Raw genomic sequence first — 14,413 nt, forward strand, 5'->3', positions numbered from 1 at the left:
GCGCCAGGCCCGCTTGGACGACACCTGCCGGCGCCTGATGACAATCCCCGGCGTTGGTGCCGTCAGTGCCGTAACCTATGTCGCCACGATCGATACTCCGGACCGGTTTGCCAATTCCAGATCGGTCGGGGCGTATATCGGGTTGACGTCTAGGCGATACCAATCAGGCGATGTTGATTATGGCGGACGGATATCGCGGCGAGGCGATCGGATGTTGCGTACGGTTCTTTATGAAGCGGCCAACAGCTTGCTGTGCCGAGTGAAATCTGGGCCTGGTCAACATTTGAAGAACTGGGCGAAGGCCATAAAGAAGCGCACGAGCCATAAGAAGGCTGTTGTGGCGTTAGCTCGGAAGCTAGCCGTGATCATGCACGCCATCTGGAAAGATGGCACAGAGTTTGAACCCAGGGAGGTCTGATCAGAAAGCCGCGCGGCGAGCGCGCTGGCGAGAGTTGCCGTATCGGTCAGAGCGGCAGGCTACCGGATAACCCGATTGATCTACATGCGAGCCAATGCATCGCGAACGAAACCTTTGGGGAGCCGGCGCCTTGGATGCCGAGATGAAGCGCCAAATGGGGCGACTTCGAAAAGAACCTTGCAGGTGGCCGATACAAGCGACAAACTCACCGAGCGCTGACGATCAATTAAAGAACCTACATCAAGGTGCGCGGCCGATGGATGTATCTCTACCGTGCCATCGACAGGGTTGGCGTCACGGTCGCGTTCTTCTTCAGCCAACACCGTGACCTGTCGGCTGCAAAGCGTTTCCTTCTAAAGGCGATTGCGCGCCATGGCCGCTCGGATCGCATCACCATCGACGGCAGCCAGACAAATTACGAGGCAATTGTTTCCTGCGATCTTGAAGACCAGCTCCGCGACAGGACGCGACGTTCCTTGAATTCAATTCGCATACGCAAGAGCAAGTATCTTAACAACCGGATAGAACAGGACCATCGGTGCATCAAGCGCAGGGTCCGTTCCATGCTCGGCTTCAAGCCGATGGCAAGTGCGTGGATCATGCACGCCGGCATCGGAATGGTCTATATGATGCGCAGCCGACAGGCGAGGTTTGCCTATAATCCGCGTCCTTCAATCTCTGAGCAATTCGAAATCTTGGCCGCTTGATAGCCCGCACCGAAGCGTCCCATCGTGGCCAGAATTGCGGTTTGCGACAGAGCCTTACAACACAGTGCGTTCTCACTTATCACTGAACAATAAGCCGCCGGCACCGGTAAAGCCGAGCATGCACTAACATTGAAACCAGATCACCCCTTGAGATCAGGCCAAGAGCCGTTGAAATCTGAGCTGAAGTCCTCGCCTTGTGTGCGGGCTCAAGCCTGGTCGGTTTCTGTTGCGCCAGACATGACCATGGCACCCGCAGAAGCACCAGCCACAGAGCCAAAGCCGATGGCAGTCAACAACCCGTTCCCCGAGAGATAGCCTGAAACATCCGGGCCGGACACGCCGCAGGCGGCGCCACCACCGGCAAAAAGATTGGCGAACGGCATACCGTCTTCATACAACACGCGCGCCATATCATCTATCATCAGGCCTCCCTGGGTGTGAAACAACGCCCCCGTCACCTTCACGGCATGAAACGGTGCGGCCAGCCCCGGTTTGTCTGTGAAATCGCGACCGAAAGGATCGGTGGCCTGGCCAGATTGATAGCTTGAAGCTTCAGAAACCGTCCTCTGCAACGCAGCCTCGGGCAATCCGGTCACGCGTGCAAGCTGGCCCACATCGGCAGCCTGTCGGATGGTGCCAGCAGCAATCGCCTCCTGATAATCCGGAAAACCCTTGGCGAAGGCGTGCAGACGGGCATCATATATGTTCCAGGCGACGCCGCCCGGCTGTGCCAGGACATTGACCGCCTGCTCGGAATAGCCGCCGTGCTCGTTGGAAAAGCGTAGGCCCTCGCTGTTAATCTGGATTCCGCCCTCCATCATCAGCGCCCAAGAAATCAGGATGCCTTGCGGATGCGCCAGCGAGCCATGGCCCTGATAGCCGGAAACGTGCTCAATGTGCGCGCCCAGAGCTTTGCCCCAGATCAGCGCATCCCCCGTATTACCCTCGTGGCCGTAGTAGAGGCCGCCGGCGATCTCAGAAATATGCTGCCGCACCAGCGCGCGATTGCCACCAAAGCCGTTGCAGGCCAGCACAAGTGCCTTGCAGCCAAGCACTTCCTTGGCCCCATCCGGGCGCGTAATCTCGACCGCCGAAACCCTGTCTTTGTCCTTCGCATAGAGAGTGGTGACATGCGCTTCGGTGACAACCGGGATCTCCTCCGCCTCCACCGCGTTCAACAGCCGGGCCTCCAACGCCACGCCTGTCTTTTCCGGCACCGCATGCATCCGGTGCCGCGAATGGCCGGGATAGAGAAAATCATCCAGCACGATCCACTCAAGCTCGTGCGCATCAGCCAGCCATTCGAGCGCCGGCCCAATGCTGACACTGGCAAGCCGGGCGAGAGCGGCAACCGACTTGCCTTTGGATTTGGCAAGAATGTCGGCCTCGAAACATTCCGGCGTGTCATCAGCGACGTCGATTCCGCGTTGAAAACGGGTCCCAGGCGCAGGCACAAAGCCGGACGACATCGAGGTGGAGCCAGAAGGTGAAGCGTCCCGTTCTAGAATGATGACCTCGGCGCCAGCAGCCCTGGCCCGTAACGCCGCAACCAGACCGCAGGCACCCGCGCCAATGACGACAACATCCGTTTCAGCATCAATGCCGTCGGGGATCTCCCGCGATATCCGGCCGCCGCTCATCTCAGGCCCCGGAAAACAGGTCTGCCGCTTCGCTGCAGGTCATGGTCTTTGCGACAGTCGACAGGTCACCAATGGCGCGCTCATGCGTCTCAGCTGAGAATGCCGCGCAGCCATCGCTGAGCACGTAGGTCGAAAAATCACGCACATGCGCGTCGCGCACGGTGGAAGCGACGCCGCCATTGGTGACAATGCCGCAAACGACAAGCGTGTCGATACCAGCCTTGCGCAGCACCCATTCAAGTCGCGTCATATAGAACGCCGAATAGGCGACTTTCTCCACCGACAGATCAGCCGGCAGCAACTCGTCCACCAGCGAGTGCCCCCAACTGCCGGGTGCAAAGTCGCCCTTGGTCAGAAACGGGCGGATCTGCTTGAGGTGCGGCGAGATGAAAGGTACATCATCCTTCCCCGGCACCAGCGTGAACTGCGTTGAGACAATCCATCCGCCCTTTTGCCGGAGCGCATTGACAACAGGCAGCACCCGCGCCGGCAGCGCGCCGATATCGGCGCTCTTCTGCCCGCCGCGCCCATAGGCACCGTCGGGATGCAAAAAATCATTCTGAAGATCGACGATCAACAGGCCTGTACGTGCCGGATCGAGATGCTGAATTGCCATGGTCTAGGCTCCCGGAGTGATCACAAGATTGCCGAATGCATCGACCACGGCCTCCAGGCCCGGATCGACGAAGATGGTGGTATCTGCCTGCTCCAGCAACGCCGGCCCGGCGATGGTCGCGCCGACAGCGAGTTGCAGACGCTCATAGACGCCGGCTTCATGCCAAGCGCCATCGGCAAACACCTTGCGCGTTCCGATCCGGCAGGCATCTGCCGGCTTTCCGTCGACCGGCGCGAAAACCGCCATGTCCAGCTTGGGCCTGCGGCCGATCACTGCAATCCGGTAATTCATCACCCGCATCGGAATACCGTCGAGAAGCCGGCCATAGGCCTCGTGGTAGGCGGTTTCAAAGGCTTCGCGGATGCCTTGCGTCGTCAGTCCTGTTTCCGGGATGTCGATCGCAACATTCACCGTATGCGTCTGGCCGAGATAGAGCATGTCGAGCTCGACAACCCGGTCGATGCGGGCAAACGCGACGCCGGCGCTTTCAAGCAGCGCTTCGGTTTCATCACCGACGCGAACCATTTCTGCACCCAGTTCAGCCGCATCAATCTGGTCGAGCGGCCGGTTGACCGTCTGCACTCGGTCGTGGCGCATGTCGGCCACGACGCAACCGAGCGCCGAGGTCACGCCCGGAAACCGAGGAACCAGCGCCGAGGCCAGCCCCACTTCCTTGATCAGCGAGCCGGTGTGCAACGCTCCGCCGCCGCCGAACGGCATCGCCGAGAACTTCGCCGGATCATGGCCTTTCTCGATTGAGACCAGACGGATCGCGCCGGCCATTTTGGCATTGGCGAGTTGCAGGATAGCTTCCGCCGCCTGCTCTATGGAAAGCCCGAGCGGTGTCGCCAGTTGCTTATCGATCGCCTGCCGCGCAGCCTCGACATCAAGCCGGTCCAGCTTGCCGCCGATCGGGCGGTCGGGGTTAATGCGTCCGAGCACCACGTTGGCATCGGTGACTGTCGGCCGGTCATTGCCAAGCCCGTAGCAGACAGGACCTGGATCGGAGCCCGCCGATTCCGGACCGACCTGCAACAGCCCGCCCCTGTCGAGCGAAGCGATCGAGCCGCCGCCGGCGCCAATCGTTGTGATCTCGATCATCGGCGTGCGCACCACCATGCCGAAATCAATCGCCGTCTGCGCAGCCAATGCCGCTTCATTGTTAGCCACCAGCGACACATCGAACGAGGTTCCACCCATGTCGCAGGTGATGATGTTGTCAAAGCCTGCGGCCTTGGCGATTGCCGTGGCAGCTATCACACCGGCTGCCGGACCCGACAGTGCGGTCTTCACCGGATAACGCTTGGCCATGTCGATCGACATCACGCCACCGTTTGATTGGACGATCAGGATATCGCCGCCAAAGCCCTTGGCCTCAAGCCCCTTTTCCAACTTGTCGAGATAGGACGAGACAACCGGCTGCAGATAGGCATTCAGCGTCGCTGTCGACAACCGCTCGAATTCGCGGATCTCTGGCAGGATCTCGGTTGCGGCTGTGACATAGGCATTGGGCCAGACCGAGCGCACCGCTTCGACCGCGCGCTTTTCATTCTCATTGTTGGCGTACCCATTGATGAAGAAAACGCAGACCGCCTCACAGCCGGCATTAGCGAGTTCGGTCGCGCGGGCCTTGACCTGCGCCTCGTCTACTCCTTCAAGCACGGTGCCGTCAGACAGCACCCGTTCACTCACCTCGACCCGGTCTGGCCGCTCCACCACCGGGGTGAAGGATCCTTTCAGACCCCAGGTGGTCGGCCGGTCGCGGCGGCGCATCTCCAGCACATCGCGAAAGCCTTCGGTGGTGATGATGCCGGTGCGGGCGCCCTTGCGTTCCAGCAGCGCATTGGTGCCGACCGTTGTGCCGTGCACGACCGTGGAAATGTCGGCAAAATCGTCGACCTTGCTGGCGATGCCCTCGACAAAACCTTTCGACTGGTCACCGCGGGTCGACGGCACCTTGGCGGTGAAAACCTGGCCGTTGTTTTCGTCAAGAATGAAAACATCGGTGAAGGTGCCGCCGACGTCAACGCCGATCACATAGGCTGATCGTGTCATTGTGCCGCCTCCCGGGTGCGCAGTTCGCGTGTAGCGGCTTCATCGAAGGACCCATCGGACCCGATCACAACGCCGTAGTCGGCCTCGGTGCGATCCGCCGTGATGTAGCCCAGGCGCAGATCGCGCGCGACGCTTTCAGGATTTCGCTCAAGGGCGTGACCGTAACCGCCGCCGCCCGGCGTTTCCAGGCGCAGCTTCTGGCCACGATCGATATGGATACCGACAATTTTCGAAGCCATCGGCGGCTCATGGTCGCCATCTGCCTGCTCATAATGGAAGGTATTCAAAGCGCCGGCACCGCCACCAACGACTCCGGGCGGAGCAAACCTGCCCCGTTCTCCGAACAGGAAGACATCGGCCTGCTTTTCCAGAAGCTCGATCTCGTAAATCGCGCCGAGACCGCCGCGGAATTCTCCGGCGCCACCGGAATTGGGCCGGAGAGCCCATTGCGTAAACCGCACCGGATAGGCCGCCTCGAGAATTTCCAGCGGCGGGATCGTCGCTGTCGAGATCGGCGCATTGCCGTGGTTGAGCCCGTCGCCGCCGCCATGCGCGCCGTGGCCACCGCCGAAAAATGAAAACATCACCCAGCGCTGGCCATTGGCGCGGTGACCGGCCAGCGACAGCGCGTTGATGGTACCGTAGGCGCAGGCCATGGCCGGCTCGGGTGCGATCTGCGCCACCGCCTGAAACACAACATCGATCAGGCGGAGGATTGTCTCTGTGTACCCGCCGACAGGTTTTGGCGCCCGGACAGACAGCAGAGAATCCTCATCAATACGGAATTCAACCGGCTCCAGCACCCCGGCATTGGCCGGCACATCGCCGAAGATGTGCTTGAGCGCCACGTAACAGGCGGCAATCGTCGTCGCCCGCGAGATATTGACCGGACCGGCGCAGGCTGGCGAGGAACGTGAAAAATCCATAACCATTTTGTCGCCGTCGATGACCAGATCGAGCGCAATCTTCAGCGGCTCGTCATTGATGCCGTCATTGTCGAGAAAATCTTCCGCCGAGACCGTACCCGAGGGCAGATTGGAGATCTGCGCCCGCATCATCTGCGCCGCACGCGCCGTTAGTTCAGCCATGCAGTCCGTGACCTTGGCATCACCATACTCGTCGAGCAGTGCGTTCATGCGCTTTTCGCCGAGCTGCAAGGCATTGATCTGGCCGTTCAGATCACCATAGAGCGACAAGGGTAGCCGCGAGTTGGCAGACAGGATATCGACAATGTCCTGTCGGTATTCACCGCGATCATAGAGTTTGACCGGCGGGATCAGCATGCCTTCCTGGAAGCATTCGGTGGCCGCCGGATTGTAATTGCCCGGCACATTGCCGCCAACATCGTGCCAGTGGCCGACCGAAGCCAGATAGCAAAACACCTCGCCATCTCGGAACACCGGCTTGACCAACCGGAAATCGGACAGATGCGTGCCGCCGTCATAAGGGTCGTTAAAGATCCAGACGTCACCTTCGTGCACGCCGCCTTGTTTGTCCGCCTTGTCGATCACCGCCTTGACCGCAAATGCCATCACGCCAACGAAGATTGGCAGGCCGGACTTGCCTTGCACCAGCGTGTCGCCGGTCTTAGCATCATAGATGCCGTGCGAAGCGTCATGGGCCTCGGCGATGATCGGGTTGAACGCGGAACGGAACAATGTCGCGTCCATCTCGTCGGCGATCTGTTCCAGGCGGCCCTTGAGGATGGCCAGCGTGACCGGATCAATCGTCATTATTCGGTGTCTCCGTCATAGCGCTTGCCGCTCGCAAGCAGATCATCGGTGCCGATGACGCCGTTGAGCCCTGCGAAATCGAACATGCGGTTGCGGAAGGCCTCGTTGGAGCCCGATGCTGCCAGGTTGGCGTAATAATCTCGTGCGGTGGCAGCGATGGCGCGCACAATGCCGCCCGGAAAGATGACGAAGCTGAAACCAAGTTCCTGCAGGCCGTTCGCATTGATGATCGGCGTCTTGCCACCCTCGACCATATTGGCCATCAGCGGCACGCGGCCACCGAAGCGCTGCACGATCTGGGCAATTTCCTCCATCGATTGCGGCGCCTCGATGAACAACATGTCGGCCCCGGCCTCAACATAGACCTCGGCCCGGTCCATCGCCGCATCAAACCCTTCAACCGCGATGGCGTCGGTACGCCCGATCACCAGTGTTTCATCAGATTGGCGGGCATCGCAGGCAGCGCGGATCTTGCCCGCCATCTCGCCCTTCGAGATCAGCAACTTGCCATCAAGATGGCCGCAGCGCTTCGGCATTGTCTGATCTTCGAGCTGCAGCGCATTGGCGCCCATGCGCTCGAACACCCGCACAGTCCGCTGCACGTTGAGCGCGTTGCCAAATCCATTGTCGGCGTCAACGATGATCGGCAGCGCAATCCGGTCGCGCAGCGCCGCGATGGTATCAGCCACTTCGCTCATCGACACCAATCCGATATCGGGTCGGCCGAACCGCGTGTAGGCGATGGATGCGCCCGACAGATACACCGCCTCGGCACCCGATTGTTCGGCGATCAGTCCGGTCAGGGCGTCGTAGACACCGGGTGCAAGCAGGATTTCTGCCTGGCCCAGCCGTTGTTTCAGGCTCATGCGCCTGCCTCCTTTGCGCGTTCCGCCGCGAAACGCTTTTTCAAGTGCGGCACCAGCCCGCCATCGGCGAGCATCGATTTGAGATTGTCCGGCAACGGCTCGAGCCGGACAGTCTGGTTTTTGTCAGTCAACCGCAGTTCGCCCGATACCGGATCGAGCGACACGGCATCACCATCGGCAACTCCGGCCAAATCATCCGCCACCAGCACCGGCAGGCCGAGATTGAGCGCATTGCGATAGAAGATCCCGGCGAATGATTTCGCCACGACACCGGCAAGGCCCAGATGCTTCAGGGCTTCCGCCGCCTGTTCGCGCGACGACCCCATGCCGAAATTCTTGCCCGCCACGATCACGTCGCCGGGCTTCACCGAACTGGCGAAATCCGGGCGTGCCGACTCAAGGCAATGGGCGGCGAGCATGTCGAGGCCGCCCTTCATGTACTGGCCCGGCGCCAGCTGGTCGGTATCAATGTTGTCGCCTAGAAGAAAAACCCTCCCGCTCATGTCACGCCCTCCCCGCCGCTCAGAAACTCGCGCGGATCGGCAATGTGGCCAGTGATTGCGGAAGCCGCCACCGTCAAAGGCGAGGCCAGCCAGACCTTTGAGGACACCGCGCCCATACGCCCTTGAAAATTGCGCGCGGTCGAGGAAATGCAGGTGACGTCCTCGCCAAGGCGGTCGGTGCCGTAACCAGCACAAACCCCGCAGGCATTGGGAAGAATCTGCGCACCGGCTTCTTCGAAGACACGCATGATGCCCTCATCGGCGGCCCGCTGCTGATCGCGCATCGACGCGGGTGCAACCTTCAGCACAATGCCCGGAGCCAGCTTGCGACCGCGCAGGAGCGCGGCAGCGCCCTTGAGATCTTCATATTTGGCCCCGGTGCAGGCACCGATATAGGCCACATCAAAACGTGTGTCGGGCGCCTGCGTCACCGGCATCGCATTGGCCGGCGAATGCGGAGCAGCCACCTGCGGCTCCAGCGCCGAGGCATCGAAAACATGGTGCCCGGCAAGCTCTGCTCCCGGATCAGTCACAAGCCCGCGCCAGTCGCCGATCGATCCGCCGGCACTTTCGAGATAGGCTTCTGTTGTCGCGTCGGGAGCGATCAGTCCGGCCTGGCCTCCCAGTTCGGCTGCCATGTTCGACAGTGTCATTCGCTCCTGCATCGACAGCGCCGCAATCGCCTCGCCGGTATATTCCACCGCCTGGTACTGCCCGCCATCCATGCCCAACTTGCCGCAAAGCGCCAGCATGATGTCCTTGGCCAGCACGCCCGGCGAAAGCCGCCCCTGCCACTCGATCAGAATAGTGCCGGGAACCTTGAGCCAGATCTCGCCAGTGGCCAAAACACCGGCCATTTCGGTGGCGCCAATGCCGAACATATAGGCCCCGAAAGCACCGCCGGTTGGTGAATGGCTGTCGCCGCCGACAACCAGCATGCCGGGCTTGAGGTGCCCGCGCTCCGGCAGCACCACATGGCAGATGCCTTCGCCGTCGTGAAAGGCAACCTTGCGCTCCCTGGCCCAACGCCGGGTCAGTTCGAGAATATGTGCGCCTTCGTCTGTATCGCCCGGCACGAAGTGATCGGAAATCAGCACCACTTTTGAGGCGTCAAACAAGCCGACACCCAGCTCCTGCAGGATCGGCTCCACTCGCCGCGGCCCCCCGGAATCGTGGATCATCGCCAGATCGACCCGGACAGTCACCACCTCACCCGGACGAACCGTTTCCCGTCCCGCAGCGCGTGCGATGATCTTTTGAGCTAGCGTGGACGCCATCATGCCAGCCCCAGATAGGAACGCTGCAGTTCCGGATCATCCATCAGGTCCGCCGGAATACCTGACAGCTTGATCTCGCCGTTCTCCATCACGAAGGCACGGTCGGCGATTTCCATGGATTGCAGCACATTCTGCTCGACCAGCAGGATGGTCAGGCCGTCGGTGCTGAGCTGTTTGATCAGCGAAAACATCTCCTCGACCAGCAAGGGCGACAGGCCGATTGACGGCTCGTCGAGAATGAGCAGCAGTGGTTCCGCCATCATGCCGCGGCCGATGGCGAGCATCTGCTGTTCACCGCCCGACAAGGTGCCGGCTTGCTGGGAGAAGCGTTCACGCAGACGCGGAAAGATTTCTGCCACATGCTCGATGTTGCGCGTCCGGTTGGCCTTGCCACGCCGATAGCTTCCGAGTTCGAGGTTTTCGCGCACCGTCATGTTGGGAAACACGTGACGGCCTTCGGGAACCTGGATCAGCCCTTCATCGACTATTCTCTGGGGCGAGAAGCCCGTAATCGATTTGCCCTCGAATGTGATGGCGCCGTTCCAGGGCTGCATCAGCCCGGAAACATTCGCTGAGAATGTCGTCTTGCCGACGCCGTTGGAGCCAAGCAGCGTGACGATCTCGCCCTTGCTGATCGAAAGGTCGATGCCGCGCAGCACTTCGACCGCGCCATAACCGGCGCGCAGATTGGTGACTTCAAGCACTGGCCGCCTCCCGCCTGGCGATGCGTTCGGCCATGCCCTTACCGAGATAGGCTTCGATGACATCGGGATTGGAAGCAACCTCGCGCGGCGGTCCCTGTGCAATAATCGCGCCCTGGTTCAGCACCCAGGTGAAATCTGACAGGCTCATCACCGCTTGCATCACATGCTCGATCAGCAGAATCGTCACGCCCGCATCGCGGATGGCGTTGATGACCGGCATGACATCGCGGATTTCAGACGGGTTCAATCCGGCCAGCACCTCGTCAAACAGGATCATCTTCGGATCTGTCGCCAGCGCCCGCGCCACTTCAAGACGTTTGCGTCCGGCAACCGTCAGCGAACCAGCGTCCATCTCCAGCCGATCACCGAGACCAACCTGCTGAGCCACCACTTCGGCCTTGGCCAGCGCTTCGGTACGGCCCCGGATCTTCAGGTGCGCACCCACTGCAATGTTCTCCCGCACGGTCTGACCGGCGAACGGCTGCACAGTCTGGAAGGTGCGGATCATGCCACGCTTGGCGATTGCCTCCGGCGGCATGCCTGTGATGTCTTCGCCCAGAAACCGGACTGTCCCGGAGTCGGGCTTGTGGAACCCGGTGATCAGCGCAAACAGCGTGGTCTTTCCGGCGCCATTCGGGCCAATAAGCGAGGTGATACCACCTTGCGGAACAGTCAGGCTCACAGATTGCGACGCTTGCAATCCGCCAAAGCTTTTGCAAAGACCACTGATCTCAAGCATGGCCCTTGCCCCCTTCAGTCTGGCGTTGGGCCGGCTTTCCGCTTCGCAGATGTGATGCCAGACCGGCAAGCCCGCGCGGCACGAACAGCACCATGATGACGAGTAGCACACCGTAAAGCACAAGGCTGGTTCCCGGCGCGTCGCCGATCACCGCCCGTGAGAGCTCCGACAGGCCGTGCAGGAAGGCAGCCCCAAGCAGCGGGCCGAACAGCGTGCCCATGCCGCCGATGATTGGAACCAGCAGGCTTTCGACCGAGATCGCCGCGCCATAGGCAATGTGCGGATCGAGATAGAGGAAATATTGAGCGTAGAACACGCCGGCCAGACCAGCGAAAAAGCCGGAAAGCATGATCGCGCCCATTTTCACTCGGAAAGCATCGACGCCGAGTGCCCGCGCAGCATCCTCATTGTCGCGCACCGCCATCAACTGCGCGCCAAAGCGGGAGTTTCCGATCTTCCAGACGGTTAGAAAAGCAGCAAACGTCATGGTCCAGATCACCCAGAAGAAGCCCTCCTTGGTGACAAACTGGAAATTGGCTGCACTGCGCTCGAGCGGGATCAACAGCCCCACGCCGGCGCCGGTGAAGTCGACCGAGTTCGAAAGAATGCGCAGCACCTCGGCAAAAGCCAGTGTGACCAGCGCAAAATAGGAGCCGCGAAGGCCGTAGCGGAAGGTGCAGAACCCGATAAAGGCGCCGACAGCCGCAGCGGCGAGGCCGCCAACGACCAGACCAATCCAGGGATTGATCCCGAACTGCACCTGCAGCACCGCCACCGCATAGGCTCCGGTTCCAAAATAGGCCGCATGACCAAATGAAACCTGCCCGCCATAGCCGCCCAGGATGTTCCATGCCTGGCCCAGCAGCGCCGCATAAAGCGTCATGATGACGATGTTGAGCAGCGATTCCTGGGTGATCAGCAAAGGCGCGAGCGCGATGAGCCCGAAGACCACGATCAGCATCAACAATTTGTTGCCGTGTTTCATGCCTTGGCTCCGAACAGGCCGGTTGGTCGGAAAATCAGCACCAGGATGAAGATCAGGAAAATCCCGATCTGACCCAGACTTTCGCCCAGAAACAAGCCGCCCAGCGCTTCGATCACACCAATGATCAGCCCACCAATCAGCGCGCCGACGAAAGACCCCATGCCGCCAAGCACGACAATGGTGAAGGCGATCAGCACGAAGCCCCCGCCAACCTGCGGATTGACATAATAGCTTGGCAGCAACAGGCATGCGGCAACGCCGAGACAGGCAACGCCCAGACCGAAGCTCATGGCAAACACATGGTCGGCGTTGATGCCGACGAGTTGCGCGCCCTTGCGCTCCTTGGCCAAGGCCCGGATAGCTCGACCGAGATCAGTGTGGCTCATCAGCAACCACAGCAGTGCCGCCGTGACCAAAGCCCCGACGAAAGCCACGACTTTGGGATATGGTAGAAAGGCGCCAAAAATCTCGACAACGTCGAAGGAATAGGAAGTGTCTACGGTCCGCGTGTCAGACCGGAAAAAGAACAGGGCTAGGTTTTCGATGATGATTGCAAGCCCGAGTGTGACGAGCAGGATATTCTCGTCCCGGCCATGACTGGCCCGGCCGATGATGCCGCGTTGCAACCCGTAGCCCAGGGCAAACATCCCCGGAGGCACGATCAGTAACGCCACATAGGGATCAATCCCGAACTGCGCGTTGAGGAAATAAACGGCGTAGAGCCCGAGCATCAACAGCGCCCCATGGGCGAAATTGATGATATGCAAAACGCCGTAGATCAGTGTCAGACCGAGTGCCACCAAGGCATAAAGCCCGCCAGTGGTCAGCCCGTTGAGAACCGATGGAATGATGATTGCGCTGTCTGGCATGGGGGCCCGCGATGAGGAAGGGAAAATCCGGGCCGGACATTTCACGACCGGCCCGTCGGTATCGGTCGAACGACCTAGATCTTCATCGGGAAGATGGTTTCGGCAGATGCGAATTCTTCCGGATAGATCACCTCGATTGCGCCCTTCTGAACCTGCGTGTTGACAGGCTGCGCGCCTTCATTCTGGCCGTTGACCATGTTGGTCGCACCATAAGGCATGCCGTGCTTGTCCCATGTCGAGGAAGCAAGCGCTGCATTGACAGCATCCTGATCCGTCGACCCGGCACGCTCGATAGCGTCGGCAAGGAAAGCAACCGCATTGTAGGCCAGGAACACTTCGTAGGTGTAGACCAGACCCTTCGCCTCAGCAGCCTTGCGGCGTGCTAGCGCAACATCCGAGTTCGGATTGTACCAGTGATTGCAGTCCATGATCAGTTCCGCCGCTTCGGGGAATTCATTGACGAACTGCAGGTTAGACGCCGCCCCGCCGAGCACCGAATAGATGCCCATGGCCTCGATCTTCTGCTGACGCAGGGTACGGGCCAGAAGCACATATTCATTGTAGTAGTTGGCCGGAATGATCAGGTCGGGCTTCTTCGACTTGATCTGCAGCGCAATGTTGGTGAAGTCACGTGTCGGGTTGGCGTGCTTGATCACATCAACCACTTCAATGCCGATGCCCGGCAGCTGCTTGGATAGAAGCTCGGCGGTACCTGTTCCGAACAGCGATTCTTCGTGGACGATCATCGCGGTCTTGGCGGGTGAGCCGGCAGCCTTGTTGATGGTGTCGAGATTGGCGACCGCCATCTCGGCAACCTTGCCGTAGCCCGGACCGAAGCGGAATGTGTTCGACAGGCCGCGGCTGACGATCGAGTCGGACACGCCGACATCAACAACGTGCGGAGTGTTGGTCTTGGCCGCTTCCTGCGAGGTCGCGAGCGAGATCGCCGAGGAATATCCGGCAACGATGCCATGCACGCCGGCTTCGGTCATCTTGGTCACTTCGGCCGCACCAATATCAGGCTTGCCCTGGCTGTCGGCCAGCATCGCCTCGATCATGGCGCCGCCGATCGACTTGATGCCCCCTGCCGCATTGATGTCGGCAATCGCCATTTCGGCACCGGCGCGACATTGCGAGCCGGAAAACGCGATGAAGCCTGAAACCGGATGGATCAGACCAATCTTCACCGGTGCTGCCTGCGCCCGCAGAATTGCAGGAAATCCAGTAACACCAACACCGAGAGCGACAGCGCCGGTTGCGAGAAAGTCGCGGCGGCGCATCGCTGCGGAATTGGTTTTGGT

General features: G+C 60.5%; 13 protein-coding genes and 1 pseudogene. 2 read left to right on the forward strand and 12 right to left on the reverse strand.

Annotation, left to right across the window (positions count from 1 at the left end; translation table 11 throughout):
• Nucleotides 1–418 (forward strand): transposase (locus ABJN75_RS05055; protein ID WP_348437476.1); only part of this gene is annotated, 418 nt, incomplete at its 5' end.
• Between the two features lie 233 nt (nt 419–651).
• A pseudogene (locus ABJN75_RS05060) lies at nt 652–1,125 on the forward strand (DDE-type integrase/transposase/recombinase); the annotation flags it as partial.
• 206 nt (nt 1,126–1,331) lie between these two features.
• On the opposite strand, the gene ABJN75_RS05065 reads toward ABJN75_RS05060, so the two are convergent.
• The 12 genes from ABJN75_RS05065 to ABJN75_RS05120 all read right to left on the reverse strand — a co-directional run.
• Nucleotides 1,332–2,765, reverse strand: a complete 1,434-nt coding sequence (locus tag ABJN75_RS05065) for an FAD-dependent oxidoreductase (RefSeq protein ID WP_348437478.1) — start codon at nt 2,763–2,765, stop codon at nt 1,332–1,334.
• 1 nt (nt 2,766) lies between these two features.
• A complete protein-coding gene (locus ABJN75_RS05070; RefSeq protein ID WP_348437480.1) occupies nt 2,767–3,381 on the reverse strand; it encodes a cysteine hydrolase in 615 nt (204 codons plus the stop codon).
• A 3-nt stretch (nt 3,382–3,384) separates the two neighbouring features.
• Nucleotides 3,385–5,436: a hydantoinase/oxoprolinase family protein gene (locus ABJN75_RS05075; protein ID WP_348437482.1), complete on the reverse strand. Its 2,052-nt coding sequence runs from the start codon at nt 5,434–5,436 to the stop codon at nt 3,385–3,387.
• On the reverse strand, nt 5,433–7,172 hold the full coding sequence (locus ABJN75_RS05080) for a hydantoinase B/oxoprolinase family protein (RefSeq protein WP_348437500.1): 1,740 nt from the start codon (nt 7,170–7,172) through the stop codon (nt 5,433–5,435). Before ABJN75_RS05080 ends, ABJN75_RS05075 begins: the two co-directional genes overlap by 4 nt.
• A complete protein-coding gene (locus ABJN75_RS05085; protein WP_348437484.1) occupies nt 7,169–8,035 on the reverse strand; it encodes an isocitrate lyase/phosphoenolpyruvate mutase family protein in 867 nt (288 codons plus the stop codon). Before ABJN75_RS05085 ends, ABJN75_RS05080 begins: the two co-directional genes overlap by 4 nt.
• Nucleotides 8,032–8,538, reverse strand: coding sequence for a 3-isopropylmalate dehydratase (locus tag ABJN75_RS05090; protein ID WP_348437486.1), 507 nt, complete (start codon nt 8,536–8,538; stop codon nt 8,032–8,034). The genes ABJN75_RS05085 and ABJN75_RS05090 overlap by 4 nt, the downstream gene beginning before the upstream one ends.
• Nucleotides 8,535–9,818, reverse strand: coding sequence for a 3-isopropylmalate dehydratase large subunit (locus ABJN75_RS05095; protein ID WP_348437488.1), 1,284 nt, complete (start codon nt 9,816–9,818; stop codon nt 8,535–8,537). The genes ABJN75_RS05090 and ABJN75_RS05095 overlap by 4 nt, the downstream gene beginning before the upstream one ends.
• Nucleotides 9,815–10,519, reverse strand: coding sequence for an ABC transporter ATP-binding protein (locus tag ABJN75_RS05100; RefSeq protein ID WP_348437490.1), 705 nt, complete (start codon nt 10,517–10,519; stop codon nt 9,815–9,817). Before ABJN75_RS05100 ends, ABJN75_RS05095 begins: the two co-directional genes overlap by 4 nt.
• The gene (locus tag ABJN75_RS05105) at nt 10,512–11,258 is read right to left on the reverse strand and encodes an ABC transporter ATP-binding protein (protein ID WP_348437492.1); all 747 of its coding nucleotides are present in this window, start codon (nt 11,256–11,258) and stop codon (nt 10,512–10,514) included. The genes ABJN75_RS05100 and ABJN75_RS05105 overlap by 8 nt, the downstream gene beginning before the upstream one ends.
• Entirely contained in the window at nt 11,251–12,243 is a 993-nt protein-coding gene (locus ABJN75_RS05110; protein WP_348437494.1) for a branched-chain amino acid ABC transporter permease, read from the reverse strand. Before ABJN75_RS05110 ends, ABJN75_RS05105 begins: the two co-directional genes overlap by 8 nt.
• Nucleotides 12,240–13,112 carry a branched-chain amino acid ABC transporter permease gene (locus ABJN75_RS05115; RefSeq protein WP_348437496.1) on the reverse strand — a complete coding sequence of 291 codons (873 nt, stop codon included), beginning with the start codon at nt 13,110–13,112 and terminating at the stop codon, nt 12,240–12,242. Before ABJN75_RS05115 ends, ABJN75_RS05110 begins: the two co-directional genes overlap by 4 nt.
• Nucleotides 13,113–13,186: 74 nt before the next feature.
• On the reverse strand, nt 13,187–14,413 hold a 1,227-nt coding region (locus tag ABJN75_RS05120; RefSeq protein WP_348437498.1), incomplete at its 5' end, for an ABC transporter substrate-binding protein.

The sequence above is a fragment of the Hoeflea sp. genome, assembly GCF_039975035.1.
Taxonomy (GTDB): Bacteria; Pseudomonadota; Alphaproteobacteria; order Rhizobiales; family Rhizobiaceae; genus Hoeflea.

Excerpts from the sequence above, each read along its gene's own strand:
- ABJN75_RS05075 (WP_348437482.1), bottom strand. The coding sequence starts at position 5,436 with ATGACACGATCAGCCTATGTGATCGGCGTTGACGTCGGCGGCACCTTC.
- ABJN75_RS05095 (WP_348437488.1), bottom strand. The coding sequence starts at position 9,818 with ATGATGGCGTCCACGCTAGCTCAAAAGATCATCGCACGCGCTGCGGGA.
- ABJN75_RS05065 (WP_348437478.1), bottom strand. The coding sequence starts at position 2,765 with ATGAGCGGCGGCCGGATATCGCGGGAGATCCCCGACGGCATTGATGCT.
- ABJN75_RS05070 (WP_348437480.1), bottom strand. The coding sequence starts at position 3,381 with ATGGCAATTCAGCATCTCGATCCGGCACGTACAGGCCTGTTGATCGTC.
- ABJN75_RS05090 (WP_348437486.1), bottom strand. The coding sequence starts at position 8,538 with ATGAGCGGGAGGGTTTTTCTTCTAGGCGACAACATTGATACCGACCAG.
- ABJN75_RS05115 (WP_348437496.1), bottom strand. The coding sequence starts at position 13,112 with ATGCCAGACAGCGCAATCATCATTCCATCGGTTCTCAACGGGCTGACC.
- ABJN75_RS05105 (WP_348437492.1), bottom strand. The coding sequence starts at position 11,258 with ATGCTTGAGATCAGTGGTCTTTGCAAAAGCTTTGGCGGATTGCAAGCG.
- ABJN75_RS05110 (WP_348437494.1), bottom strand. The coding sequence starts at position 12,243 with ATGAAACACGGCAACAAATTGTTGATGCTGATCGTGGTCTTCGGGCTC.
- ABJN75_RS05085 (WP_348437484.1), bottom strand. The coding sequence starts at position 8,035 with ATGAGCCTGAAACAACGGCTGGGCCAGGCAGAAATCCTGCTTGCACCC.